The organism is Caldisericia bacterium, from assembly GCA_030018355.1.
Lineage (GTDB): Bacteria > Caldisericota > Caldisericia > B22-G15 > B22-G15 > JAAYUH01.
This window is the reverse complement of record JASEFN010000003.1, coordinates 195,355-208,198: the sequence shown is the minus strand read 5'-3', so window position 1 is coordinate 208,198 and position 12,844 is coordinate 195,355. Positions and strand designations below refer to the sequence as shown.

Annotated in this window: 15 protein-coding genes and 4 tRNA genes; 11 read left to right on the top strand and 8 right to left on the bottom strand. The window is 27.6% G+C overall.

Annotation, left to right across the window (positions count from 1 at the left end; all coding sequences use genetic code 11):
- Positions 1-73: 73 nt before the first annotated feature.
- The 7 genes from rpsP (at position 74) to QMD25_04355 (ending at position 3,129) form a co-directional block, all read left to right on the top strand.
- Positions 74-319 carry a 30S ribosomal protein S16 gene (rpsP, locus tag QMD25_04385; GenBank protein ID MDI6861236.1) on the top strand — a complete coding sequence of 82 codons (246 nt, stop codon included), beginning with the start codon at positions 74-76 and terminating at the stop codon, positions 317-319.
- Positions 316-546, top strand: coding sequence for a KH domain-containing protein (locus tag QMD25_04380; GenBank protein MDI6861235.1), 231 nt, complete (start codon positions 316-318; stop codon positions 544-546). The genes rpsP and QMD25_04380 overlap by 4 nt, the downstream gene beginning before the upstream one ends.
- Before the next feature lie 96 nt (positions 547-642).
- Complete coding sequence (locus tag QMD25_04375; protein MDI6861234.1) at positions 643-891, top strand: KH domain-containing protein; 249 nt, start codon at positions 643-645, stop codon at positions 889-891.
- Between the two features lie 16 nt (positions 892-907).
- Positions 908-1,312: a YlqD family protein gene (locus tag QMD25_04370; GenBank protein ID MDI6861233.1), complete on the top strand. Its 405-nt coding sequence runs from the start codon at positions 908-910 to the stop codon at positions 1,310-1,312.
- A complete protein-coding gene (gene rimM / locus QMD25_04365; protein MDI6861232.1) occupies positions 1,305-1,808 on the top strand; it encodes a ribosome maturation factor RimM in 504 nt (167 codons plus the stop codon). Before QMD25_04370 ends, rimM begins: the two co-directional genes overlap by 8 nt.
- Complete coding sequence (gene trmD, locus QMD25_04360; protein ID MDI6861231.1) at positions 1,808-2,566, top strand: tRNA (guanosine(37)-N1)-methyltransferase TrmD; 759 nt, start codon at positions 1,808-1,810, stop codon at positions 2,564-2,566. The genes rimM and trmD overlap by 1 nt, the downstream gene beginning before the upstream one ends.
- Complete coding sequence (locus QMD25_04355) at positions 2,563-3,129, top strand: RNA methyltransferase (GenBank protein ID MDI6861230.1); 567 nt, start codon at positions 2,563-2,565, stop codon at positions 3,127-3,129. Before trmD ends, QMD25_04355 begins: the two co-directional genes overlap by 4 nt.
- Here the strand turns inward: QMD25_04355 and QMD25_04350 are convergent.
- Genes QMD25_04350 through QMD25_04330 form a run of 5 tightly spaced genes read right to left on the bottom strand, consistent with a single transcriptional unit; the run spans position 3,112 to position 7,522 of the window.
- Positions 3,112-4,143, bottom strand: a complete 1,032-nt coding sequence (locus QMD25_04350) for an iron ABC transporter permease (GenBank protein ID MDI6861229.1) — start codon at positions 4,141-4,143, stop codon at positions 3,112-3,114. The two genes, QMD25_04355 and QMD25_04350, sit on opposite strands and share 18 nt — an antisense overlap.
- The gene (locus tag QMD25_04345) at positions 4,106-4,888 is read right to left on the bottom strand and encodes an ABC transporter ATP-binding protein (protein MDI6861228.1); all 783 of its coding nucleotides are present in this window, start codon (positions 4,886-4,888) and stop codon (positions 4,106-4,108) included. The genes QMD25_04350 and QMD25_04345 overlap by 38 nt, the downstream gene beginning before the upstream one ends.
- Positions 4,885-6,297 (bottom strand): stalk domain-containing protein, encoded by a 1,413-nt coding sequence (locus QMD25_04340; GenBank protein MDI6861227.1) that lies wholly within the window; start codon positions 6,295-6,297, stop codon positions 4,885-4,887. The genes QMD25_04345 and QMD25_04340 overlap by 4 nt, the downstream gene beginning before the upstream one ends.
- Positions 6,294-7,019 carry a DUF364 domain-containing protein gene (locus QMD25_04335; protein ID MDI6861226.1) on the bottom strand — a complete coding sequence of 242 codons (726 nt, stop codon included), beginning with the start codon at positions 7,017-7,019 and terminating at the stop codon, positions 6,294-6,296. The genes QMD25_04340 and QMD25_04335 overlap by 4 nt, the downstream gene beginning before the upstream one ends.
- Positions 6,998-7,522 (bottom strand): nucleoside-triphosphatase, encoded by a 525-nt coding sequence (locus tag QMD25_04330; GenBank protein ID MDI6861225.1) that lies wholly within the window; start codon positions 7,520-7,522, stop codon positions 6,998-7,000. Before QMD25_04330 ends, QMD25_04335 begins: the two co-directional genes overlap by 22 nt.
- 104 nt (positions 7,523-7,626) lie before the next feature.
- On the opposite strand from QMD25_04330, the gene QMD25_04325 reads away from it, so the two are divergent.
- From QMD25_04325 to uvrA, 4 genes are all read left to right on the top strand, one after another.
- A complete protein-coding gene (locus QMD25_04325) occupies positions 7,627-8,598 on the top strand; it encodes a hypothetical protein (protein ID MDI6861224.1) in 972 nt (323 codons plus the stop codon).
- 59 nt (positions 8,599-8,657) lie between these two features.
- Positions 8,658-8,751, top strand: a tRNA-Ser gene (locus tag QMD25_04320).
- A 9-nt stretch (positions 8,752-8,760) separates the two neighbouring features.
- Positions 8,761-8,837: transfer RNA gene (locus QMD25_04315), tRNA-Arg, on the top strand.
- 5 nt (positions 8,838-8,842) lie between these two features.
- On the top strand, positions 8,843-11,668 hold the full coding sequence (gene uvrA, locus QMD25_04310; GenBank protein ID MDI6861223.1) for an excinuclease ABC subunit UvrA: 2,826 nt from the start codon (positions 8,843-8,845) through the stop codon (positions 11,666-11,668).
- 40 nt (positions 11,669-11,708) lie between these two features.
- On the opposite strand, the gene QMD25_04305 is transcribed toward uvrA, so the two are convergent.
- The 3 genes from QMD25_04305 to QMD25_04295 all read right to left on the bottom strand — a co-directional run bounded on the left by QMD25_04305 (position 11,709) and on the right by QMD25_04295 (position 12,834).
- The gene (locus QMD25_04305) at positions 11,709-12,617 is read right to left on the bottom strand and encodes a Spy/CpxP family protein refolding chaperone (GenBank protein ID MDI6861222.1); all 909 of its coding nucleotides are present in this window, start codon (positions 12,615-12,617) and stop codon (positions 11,709-11,711) included.
- 52 nt (positions 12,618-12,669) lie between these two features.
- Positions 12,670-12,757 (bottom strand) — tRNA-Leu (locus QMD25_04300).
- 2 nt (positions 12,758-12,759) lie between these two features.
- Positions 12,760-12,834 (bottom strand) — tRNA-Cys (locus tag QMD25_04295).
- Positions 12,835-12,844: the final 10 nt, after the last annotated feature.

Genomic DNA, 12,844 nt, shown 5'->3' with positions numbered 1-12,844 from the left:
TATAAAATATATTGACAAAAATTTCTAATAATATAAAATTTATAATAACCTGTTTCCTTTGGAGGTGAAAAGGTTGGTAAAGATAAAGTTGAGAAGAATGGGTAAGAAGAAAGAGCCATACTATAGGCTTATTGTCATTGACAGCAGAAAACAGCCCAAAAGTTCTTATATAGAAAGTTTGGGCAGTTATAATCCACGCTCCGAAGGAGATAATTTAAAAGTTAACTTGGAGCGGTTGGAGTATTGGTTGAGCAAAGGTGCTCAACCTACAGAATCAGTTAAAAACCTTATTAAAAAGTTGAAGGAGGTTAAACAATGAAAGATTTACTTGAAGAGATTGTAAAGGCATTGGTAGATCATCCAGAGGAAGTAAAGGTGCAAGCAGTAGAGGGCGAACAGGCTGTTGTTTATGAAGTAAAAGTTAGTGCTGATGATATTGGTAAAGTTATTGGGAAACAGGGAAGAACAGCAAATGCATTAAGAACATTAGTAAGAGCAGCAGCCAGTAAATCAGGTAAGAATGCTATGGTAAACATTCTCTCTTAATAAGAGAGATAATCTTTTTCAAAAATCCCCGGAGAGAAATAAGGCTCTTCGGGGTTCATTCAAGTTCATCAAAACAAATTAATATGGAGGTAGAGTATGGCAAATGCAACAAATGCATCAAATCTTTTAGAAAAACTTGTAAAAGTTATTGTTGATTATCCTGAAAAAGTACAAGTTAGAAAGATTGAGGGTACATCAACAGTTATTTATGAAGTAAAAGTTGGTCAAGAGGATATTGGAAAGGTTATTGGAAAACAGGGTAAAACAGCAGAGGCATTAAGAACAATTGTTCAAGCAATTTCAAGAAAGTCTGGAAAAAGTACGATAGTATCAATTCTCTCTTAAGGATAGGTAAAATAAAGTGTTAATTAAAAGGCAAGTCCTTGTTAAATCCTTTGTTACAGAGGATTTAAAAAAGGACTTAATTGAAAGATTTAATAAATTAATTGAATTATCTGAAAAAAGGATTTCAGAAATCGTCTCAGAAGAGAAAAAACTTTTGTTAACAGCCCCAACTCTTGAACCAGCATATCTTCAAGCAGTTAAAAATAAAATTAAAGAGCAAAAAGAGGAGGAAGAGAGAATAAAAGAAAACTTAATCAAAGAAAGAGAGAATATAAAACTTTTAAAAGATGGTGAATTTTATCTTCATGGGGTTGTAGAAGGGTTTGTTGATGTAAACATTGGAGACGATTTCTGGAAAAAGATTCAAGAAACAGAGATTATTTTAAGGGATGGGAAGGTTGTAGAAATAAGGAATGAATAAATTTATAACAATTGGGGAGATTGTTTCTTTATGGGGGGTCTCCCCTTCTTTTGTTATTAAAAAAGAAACAGATAATCCTAATAGATTCAAAAATTTAGATAAAATTTTAGTTCAAATAGAAAATGAGGAACCTGAAGAAATAGAGATTTTAGAAATAATTGATTATGAGGATAGAGTTATTGTTAAATTAAAAGAAAAACCAAAAGATTCATTAGAAAATTATATTGGAAGATATGTTGTAATAAAAATAGAAGAACTCCAAAAATTGAAAGAAGATGAGTATTACATCTTTCAATTAATGAATCTTGATGTTTATGATTTAAATGATAAATTTTTAGGTAAAGTCACTAATTTCATTTCAAATCCTTCTGCAAATGATGTAATTGTTGTAAAAAATGAGGAAAAGATACTTATTCCATTTATGAAAATTTTTATAAAAGAGATAAATTTAGAAAAAAATTATATAAAATTAAATAAAAAAGTTGAAGAATTATAATGGAATTTATTATAATATCAATTTTTCCTCAAATCTTTGAATGCTATTTTTCTTTGAGTCTTCCAAAAAAAGCAATTGAAAAGGGTGTTGTAAGGTATTTTTTAATAAATCCAAGAAATTATTCAGAAGATAAACATAAAAAGGTTGATGACTATACATATGGTGGTGGACCTGGAATGTTACTTATGTTTCCACCACTTAAAAAAAGCATAGATAGAGCAAAAGAAATTTCAAAAGAAACTCATATTATTCTTCTTTCACCATCAGGAATTAAATTTAATCAAAAATTAGCAAAAGAACTCTCTTGTTATAAATCTCTCACTTTTTTATGTGGACACTATGAAGGTGTTGATGAAAGAATTAAAAATTATGTTGACGAGGAAATTTCTATTGGTGATTTTATAACCTCTGGTGGTGAAATTCCAACATTAATAATTATTGATACAATTTTAAGAATAATACCAAATTTTTTAAAAAGAGAAGATACAAAACTCATTGAAAGTTTTGAAAATGGTCTCCTTGAATATCCGCAATATACAAGACCTAGAGAATACGAGAATCTAAATGTACCACAAATTCTTCTTTCTGGAAATCATAAAGAGATTGAAAAGTTTAGAAAAAAAGAGTCCTTAAAAAGAACTCTTTTGTTAAGACCAGATCTATTATTAACAAAAACTTTTACAGAAGAAGAAAAAAAACTTCTTAAAGAGATATTTAATGAAATTTTATCATTTTATAATAAACTTAATATAGAATGAGACTTTATATTGCATTAATACACTATCCAGTTTATGATATAAACAAAAAAATAATAGTGTCATCAATTGTCCCTTATGATATTGTTGATATAAGTAGAGCATCAAGAACATTCGGAGTAAAAAAATATTTTATAGTACACCCTTTTAAGGCACAAAGAGAAACTGTTAAAAGAATAATTGATTTTTGGACAAAAGAGAAAGGTAGTTTTTATAACGAAGATAGAAAAGAGGCTTTAAAACTTGTGATTATTAAAAAAAATTTAGATGATGTAGTAAAATTTATTGAAAAAGAAGAAAAAGAGAAACCCAAAATTGTCTTAACAAGCGCAAGAAGATTTGAAAATAATATAAACTATGAAATGCTGAAGGAAATTATTTTAAAATATCCAACTCTTATTATTTTTGGAACAGGCTGGGGAATTGCTGTTGAAAAAGTTAAATATGATTATATTTTAGAACCAATTTATGGTTTTCCAAAGGAGAATAATTATAATCATTTAACTGTAAGATCTGCGTGTTCCGTAATTCTTGATAGAATTACAAGACTACTTTCTTCTTTTTAAAACATAAATAAAAATTGGTGCACCAATTAAAGAGGTCAATATTCCAATTGGAATTTCTGATGGAGTTAAAGTTCTTGAAATATTATCAATTAAAAGAAGATAAAATGAGCCAAAAAGTATTGAAAAAGGAACAAGTTTTCTAAAGTCTGAACCGAGTAAAAATCTTCCAATGTGAGGAACTGCAAGACCAACCCACCCTATAATTCCTGATATTGAAACTGATGTTGCAGTTAATATTGTTGTTAAAACTATAATAACTCCTTTAAGTAACTTTGGATTTTCACCAAGAGAAATTGCTTCTTCATCTCCAAGAGAAATAATATTAAGTTTCCATCTAAGTAAAAATATTAAAATAATACCCATAATAAATATAGGAATTGTCAAAGTAAGTTCCTTTTTTGAGATTGAATTAAATGAGCCCATTAGCCAAAAAACAATTGTAGGAAGTTTTTGAAGAGGATCTAAATAATATTTAACAAGCGAAAGAAGAGATTGAAAAATAGTTCCTACAATAAATCCAGATAAAACTAAATTTATATTTGAAAAAGTTCTTATACCCCCACTGATAAAAATAGTTAAAAATACAGATAAAATACCAAAAATAAATGATAAAATCTCTATATAAAAAAAGTTTTTACCAATTAAAACACCTAATGCTGCACCAAATCCTGCACCACCTGAAATTCCAAGTATATAAGGAGATATAAGAGGATTATTAAAAATTCCTTGAAGTGATAATCCACTAATTGATAGAGATGATCCAACAAGCATTGAAATTAAAATTCTTGGTAATCTAATGTCAAATATAATTAACTTTATATTTGGATCTAAATCATACTTCTTTTGAGAAAATAAAGATAAAAAAAATTTAATAATATCACCTATTTTAATTGAGTATCTTCCAATTGAAAGAGAAAATAAAAATAAAAAAAGATTTAAAAAAATCAAAAAAATAAAAATTAATAAAAATGAATTCTTAAATTTTCTCTTTTGGGACAATGAATTTTCTATCATTTATTTGAAAAATTTCTATTTCTACTGAATAAACTTTTTTAATATTCTCTTTACTTAAAACTATTTCTGGAGGACCAAAAGATACAATTTCATTTTTATTAATTAATAATATTCTATCTGAAAAGTTAATCGCTTCATTTGGATCATGTAATGTTATAACAACTGTTAAATTCCTTTTTTGTTTTAATTCTTTTATTTTTTTAAGAACAAAAAGTTTATTTTTAAAATCAAGAAATGCTGTTGGTTCATCAAGAAGAAGTACATCAGTTTCTTGTGCAATGGCCCTTGCAATTAATACAAGTCTTAGTTCCCCACCACTAATGTCTATATACGGTCTATCCTTCAAGTAAAGTATCCCTAAATCTTTAAGTGAATTCTCTACAATCTCCATATCCTTTTCAGTCGGAAGTGAATAATTATCAATGTATGGATTTCTACCCATTAAAACAAAATCAAAAACAGTAAAAGGAAATTTAGGTGTGTGAATTTGTGGAACATAAGATATCTCTTTACTTAATTCTTTAAATGTATATTCATTAATATCTTTTCCTGATACAATAATATTTCCTCCTTTTGGAGAGAGAATTTTTTGAATAAGTTTTAAAAGTGTTGTCTTACCAGATCCATTTGGACCAAGAATTGTTAAAATTTCGCCACTTTCAATCTCAAAAGAAAACTCCTTAAAAATTTCAGAATCGTAATAACCAAAATTTAAATTTTTAATAATAATCTTTTTATTATTCATTCTTTTAAAATCTCCTTCAACTCCTCTTCATTTAAATTGTAATCAAAAATATTTTTATAAAACCATTTTATCTCTTTTTCAATATCTATTTTTAAAATGTCTCCATTTATCTTTTCAGCAAGCCAAACTATTCCTAAAATTGATTCAACTGAAGGAAGGTCATATGAAAGTATAAATGATGGAAACTTATATATTCTCTTTTCTTTAACTGCTTTAACCTCTTGAATTTCTTTTTTATTTAGAATATCATTTTTAGTTCCAAGAAAATATGGAGGAAAGAAAATATATTCTGGATTAAATTTAAGTAAATCTTCAAGAGAAATTTCAATTTTTCCTCCTTTTATAATTTTTGTTACACTCTCTCCTCCTGCAATTTCTACCATAAATGTTTGATAAAAATCACTACCAAAAGATTTTAAAATGGTTTCACCAGCAACATATACCTTTTTCTTTTCTTTACCTTTTAGAAATTTTTCAACTTGATCTTTAATATTCTTATAATAACTTACTATTTTATATGCTTCCTCTTTTTTATTAAGTGCATCACCAAGAATTTCTATTGATTTTAAAAGTTCTTCTGGTGATTCATGATTCAAGAGAATTACAGGAATATTTATCTCTTCAAGTTTTTTGATGTTTGTATAATGAGGAGTAATAACTATATCTGGTTTCATAGAAAGGATTGTCTCAGGGTTATAATCTTTAAAACTTCCTGCATCTGGAAGTTTATCATAATCAGAATATAATTTTTTGAGATTCTCATAATTTATCACTTTTGCACCTTTATGTGAATTTATAAGTTTATCTTCTTCTTTAAGAGAAAAAAGAATTATAGTTGACATTGGATATAAAGATATAATTCTATATATTTTCTTTGGAATGATTATTTTTCTTCCATTTGAATCAATTATTTCTCTTGTATCTCTATCAATTTTTATTAAAATCGTTTTCTCCAAAGAATTATAACTTATACTTCCTTGAAGGTTTTCAATTATAAATCTTAAAGGTATATATGTCCTTGAATAAAGTATAAAAGGCTTTACTCTCTCATCGCTATCAATTTTTACTACTTTTGTATTAATAAATGCTGTATTTTTATCAACTGTTAAAACGATTAAATTTCCTTTATATCTTATTTCAATCTCTTTTGTTTTTGGTTTCCATAAAATTTCTCCACCAATGCTTTCAACAATTGATCTTAGTGGAACAAAAGTTCTACCATATTTTATTATTGGCTTAACACCTTTATTTGAATCAAAATTTAATTTATATCCATTTATATAAAAATAGTTCTCATCAATTTTAAAAGAAATTTCAGCAGGAAATTTTATTTCTTGTGTTGAAACTTTTTTAAATGAAAATGTAGAAAAAATAATAAATAAAATCAAAAAAATAGACAATTTTTTCATAATGGCCTCCTTTTAATTGTTATAAAATCAACATATTCTTTAAAATTTTTTATACTTCCTCCTTGTGAAATTATATTGAACAATTTCAAATCATCTTTTGGAATAATTCCTCCTATCATATCAACTCCATAATCAAATAAGATTGGAGAAAGGGGAGTTGATGGACCAAAAACTATCACATATTTACCTCTTGAAAGTTCTAAAATTCTTTTTATAGATTTATTGGCAAATGTTGATCCAGTTATTGCAATAATATCACCTTCTGGTATCAAATATTCTTGAAATGTATCAAGATAATCATCTTCTTTTGGTTTTCTTTCAAGAATAATTATCTCTTTTGCAACACCTTGAAGTTTTTTTATATCATCAAAATGTCCAATAAAAACAATTCTTTTATCTTTTCCTATTTCAATTAAATAATCAAAAATATTTATTGTTTCAAAATTTTTTGGTGGATTAATTAATGAATTTAAAGTTGCTAAACCAATTCCAATTTTTAAAGTATCAAAAGTTTTAAGAAATTTAAGAAGTTCGCCTGCTGTTTTACCTTCAAAATTTCCAGCATCTTCTAATCCAGTTTGATTTTTATTATTATCGTATGTTATTGAAATTCCAGTCCGTTTAGACAATACAGCAATCCATCTGATTCCAACGCAAAGTTTATTTATCTTTGTCTCAAAATCGTTTTCAACTGATAGAATTAGATCTTCATAAAGATCCATTGATTTACCTCCTTTAAAATCATTTGAATCAACTCCTCTTTATTTTCATTATTAACTTTGAAAACTTTACCATAATCTGAAACAATTTTTAAAAATGTATTTTTTTTATTTTTGATAACAACAAAACATCTTTTATTAGAGTTTAAAATCTCAATTACTTTCTCTTTAAATTTATAAGAATTTTCTTCTAAAAATCCAAGTTCATCCATAACGATCAAATCACAATTTTTATATCCATTTTCAAGAGATCTAACCCCCAAATCATCAAAAACATCTGGAAAAATAATCAAACTACCATCAATATTATGAATAGCAATTACACTTTCTTCGTTTGTTAAGATATCTTTCAATTTAAATCCTAATCTTCTTTCATTCAAATAATATGGATAAGTTAAAAATCCTCCATATTTTATATTTAATTTTTTTAAAACTGAATTTAAAATATAACTTTTACCTGATTTTATTTCACCTTCTAGTATTATATTCTTTTCGGCAAAATTCATACTATTATTATAACCATTTTTTTGTCAATGTCAAGTTTGTTAATTTTATTTTTTTAATGTAATATAAAAATATAAAAAAAGTATAATTTTCTTGGAGGTTTTTTATGAAAAAATTTATTAAGTTTTTATCAATTTTCTTTTTAATTTTTTCTTGTTCTATTGGAAATACATTTGCATGGTCAAGCCATGGAAAAATTACTTACCAAATAGTTTATGATGTCGAATGGCTAAATAAATTTTCAAATATAACAATTACAGAATATTCTTATGGTGATATTGAAACAGAACCTTATAACCCAGATTTTAAAATTGAATATAAAGATGGACCAATAGGAGGCAGGACAGACGCAATAACAATTTTGTCAATTTATACAGATGAACCTGACTGGGATATGGATGATAATTTGAAACTATCACCCTTTCAAAAACTTGCCGGTGGTTCATCTGGTTGGAGACATCAATATTATATAACCTTTTTTGGCCTTATAAGATTAGGAAAAGCACCAGATAGAGCACAATATTTTTACAACCTTTCCCTTAAAGCATTTGATAGAGGTGATCTTTATTGGGGCTTTAGATTTTTTGCAAGGGCACTTCATTATGTTGAAGATTTAACACAACCACTTCACTCTTTCCCTCTTCCATACTCTATTGTTTTAAAGAATATTTTAGATTTAAACGGACTTATTAAAATAGGAGAGAATCACCATTATGCTCTTGAAGATTATCAGGAGGTTCAAATTGATATTTTAAGAAAAGATTATCTTGAGGCCTTAAAAACAGATGAAACATTTAATGTTAAAACACTAAGAAGATTAGGAGTTTTAAATGCCTTTAGAGCAAGAAAAGATAGTGGAAAAATTTTTAGAATACAGGAAAAGTTTTATGGAAAAGAGATTAATAGTAAAAATGGTTTTTCAATAAATAAAGATATGTATAAAACTCTAACTGATAATGAATACCAATCAGAGTATGATGAAATTATTAAAAAACACCTCACAAATTTTGCGAAAACAGTTAACACTGCTTTAAAAATTCTTTATGTAGATCTAATGAAAATTGGTATTTTAGACTAAATATTTTTTAGTTGAATTAACTTTACATTAAAATTAAATTAATTTATAATTTTAGTTGCGGAGAGATGGCCGAGTGGCTGAAGGCACCTGCCTGCTAAGCAGGTGACGGAGTGAAAACTCCGTTCGCGGGTTCGAATCCCGCTCTCTCCGCCACTTTATTTTGCGCCCATAGCTCAACTGGATAGAGCGGCGGACTACGGATCCGCAGGTTGTGGGTTCAACTCCCGCTGGGCGCGCCATTCCGATGAATAATAACTACATTTTTGTTAAAGGTGCAAGAGTACACAATTTAAAAAATATTGATGTAAAAATTCCAAGAAACAAATTGGTTGTGATAACAGGTTTATCTGGTTCAGGAAAATCATCACTTGCTTTTGACACAATTTATGCTGAAGGTCAAAGAAGATATGTTGAATCACTTTCATCATATGCAAGACAATTCCTCGAACTTATGGACAAACCAGATGTTGATTTTATTGAGGGTTTATCACCTGCAATTGCAATAGATCAAAAGGCAGCAACTCATAATCCAAGATCAACTGTTGGCACAATGACTGAAATTTATGATTATTTAAGACTCCTCTTTGCAAGAATTGGTATCCCACATTGTCCAGAGTGTGGAAGAGAGATAAGAAAACAAACCCCCCAAGAGATTGTTGATCAAATATTATCTCTTCCAAGAGATAGTAAAATAATAATCCTTTCACCTGTTGTAATTGGAAGAAAAGGAGAATATAGGAATCTTTTTGAAAAACTTAAAAAAGATGGTTTTGTTAGAGTAAGAGTTGATAAAACTATTTATACGCTTGAAGAGGAAATTAATCTTGACAAAAATAAAAAACATGATATTGAAATTGTTATTGATAGATTAATAATTCAAGATGATATTAAAAATAGATTGGTAGACTCAGTTGAACTTTCATTAAAATATTCTGAGGGTTTAGTTAAAGTTTTAAATGTTGAAAATGACGAAGAGATAATTTTTTCATCAAGATTTGCATGTCCAAATTGTGGAATTTCTTTACCTGAAATAGAACCAAGATTATTCTCTTTTAATTCACCATATGGTGCATGTGAAGAGTGTCAGGGTTTAGGATTTAAAATGGTTGTTGATCCAGATTTAATAATTCCAAATAAAAATTTATCAATAAGAGAAGGAGCAATTAAAGTTGCTGGATTCCAAAGTGAAGATAGTTATACAATTGAAATTTTAGATAATCTTCTTTTAAATTTTGGCTATGATATTGATACAAAAATTAAAGATATTGATGAAGAAGTTTTAGATATTTTATTGTATGGTACAAAAAGTAGATATTGGTCATTAACTAAAATAAGAAGAAGTTCATATAGAGGTTATGTCTACTGGGAAGGAATAATTCCAATGATTGAAAGAAGATATAAAGAAACTGAATCATATGAGATGAAAGAGTATTATGAAAAATTTATGAGATTCCTTCCTTGTCCTTTATGTGGTGGAAAAAGGTTAAAAAAAGAAGCTCTTGCTGTAAAAGTTGGAGATAAAAATATATCTGAAATAACAGAAATGAATATAAAAGAGTGTCTATATTTCTTTGAAAATCTTAAATTAAATGAAACTCAAAAGGTAATAGCAAAACAAATTTTAAAAGAGATAAAAGGAAGACTTAAATTTTTAATTGATGTTGGACTATCTTATTTGACTCTAAATAGGGAATCGAGAACTCTCTCAGGAGGAGAAGCACAAAGAATTAGACTTGCAACTCAAATTGGGTCAGGCTTAACTGGCGTTTTATATGTTCTTGATGAACCAACAATTGGATTACATTATAGAGATACAAAAAGACTTCTTGATTCACTAAAAAGATTAAGAGACCTTGGAAATACCTTGATTGTGGTTGAACACGATGAGCAAGTTATAAAAGAATCTGATTGGATTATAGATATGGGACCAGGTGCAGGAGAAAATGGTGGAAAAGTTGTTTTTGAAGGAAAATATGAAGATATATTGAAGGATGAAAATTCATTGACAGGAAAATATCTTTCTCAAAAACTTAAAATAGAAATTCCCACAAAGAGAAGAAAAGGTAATGGAAAATATTTAGAAATAATTGGTGCAAATGAACACAATTTAAAAAATATTAATGTTAAAATTCCTTTAAATACGTTAACCTGTATAACAGGTGTTTCTGGTTCAGGTAAATCAACTTTGATTTATGATATTTTGTATAAAGGATTAATGGAAATTTTTTATAATTCCAGTGAAAAACCAGGAAAATTTAAAGAGTTTAAAGGTTTAGAAAATATAGATAGGGTAGTGCTTGTTGATCAATCTCCTATTGGTAGAACACCAAGATCAAATCCTGCTACTTATACAAATGTTTTTACTCCTATAAGAGAACTTTTTTCAAAAACAAGAGAATCAAGAGAAAGGGGTTATACACCGGGAAGATTTTCATTCAATGTTAGAGGTGGAAGATGCGAGGCTTGCGAAGGTGCTGGTATTAAAAAAATTGAAATGCAATTTCTTCCTGATGTTTATGTTACATGTGAAGTTTGTCATGGAAAAAGATATAATAGAGAAACACTTGAAATTGAATGGAAAGGTAAAAACATCTCTCAAGTTTTGGATATGACAGTAGATGAAGCGTACGAATTTTTTGAAAACATTGAACCAATTAAAAGAAAGTTGAAACTTTTAAAAGATGTTGGACTTGGTTATATTAAACTTGGTCAACCAGCACCAACTCTTTCTGGAGGAGAAGCACAAAGGGTAAAACTTGCATATGAATTATCAAAAAGTTTTAAGGGTCACACTCTTTACCTTCTTGATGAGCCCACAACAGGACTTCATTTTGATGATGTTAAAAAACTTTTGAATGTTTTAAATAGGTTAGTTGAGAAAGGAAATAGTGTTGTTGTTATAGAACATCATCCAGATGTTATAAAATTTGCAGATTACATAATTGATTTAGGACCAGAAGGTGGAGATGAAGGAGGTTATATTGTAGGAGAGGGAACACCTGAAGAAATTGCAAAAAATTACAAATCATATACTGGTGACCTTTTAAGAAAAATCCTTAATATAAAATAAAAAGTGGAAGAGTTTTGTACTCTTCCACTTTTTTAATTTTTTATATACCTTTTAAGAAAAATATTGAAGTTGGTGAATTTTTTCTTTGTTCAAAAGTTAATATTTTAAGAAATTCAAAATAAAGATTTTTTCTTAAGGAATAAATGTCTCTTTCAATAAGTATATACTCGTCAATTAAATTAGTAAGTTCCTCTTCATTAAAGTTTTCACTTTTAAGAATTTCTCTCTGCTTTTTATTATTCTCTCTTATTTTTTCAAAATATTCCTTTTCTTTCTCTTTTTCATTTTTGAAAATCTCTTTCACTTTTTCAATTTGTTCATCACTTAAATTTAATATCTTTTTAAGAAATCTTAACTCCAAAAGGTAAATAAATTTATACTTTTTAATATTTTCGTCCCTTATTAACATTTTGAGTTCTTCTTTTTGTTCTTCAGATAAATTTAATTTTCTACCAATTCTTATATAATCTCTAATTCTTTCATTAAAATCTTCTATAATTTCATTTATAAAATTTGGTTTAAAATAATGTGATTTTATAAACGAAAACTCAATGAATGTTGGAAATATTTTTCTTTGATCATTATTTAAAATAGAAACAATTTTAATATATGCGTCTTTTCTTAAAGAATAAAGATCTATTAAATTTTTAATTTGTGACTCAACTACAACATCTAAATCTTTTTCATTTAATACTTCTTCAGAAAGTAACTCCTTTTCTTTTTCAATATTTTCCTTTATTATCTTAAATATCTCTTCGCTTTTATCTCTTAAATCCTTAAGTATTTTTTCAATTTCTTGTTTTTGTTCATCTGTTAAATTTAATCTTTTTAATTGTGGTGGAAACCCTTTTTCTTTACCCTTAAATAAATTACCTGCATAAACACCACTTAAAACTATTAACCCTGAAATCAAAATAATAAGAATTGTTATTAATAATTTTTTACTCATATTCCTCACCTCCACCTATTTATACAAAGGAAAAATAATTTTTGTTACAAAGTGGTGCCGGAGGTGGGAATCGAACCCACACGGACTCATCGTCCGAGGGATTTTAAGTCCCTTGCGTCTGCCTGTTCCGCCACTCCGGCATTGGAGGCGGCACCCGGATTTGAACCGGGGAATAACGGTTTTGCAGACCGTCGCCTTACCACTTGGCTATGCCGCCTTTACCTAAG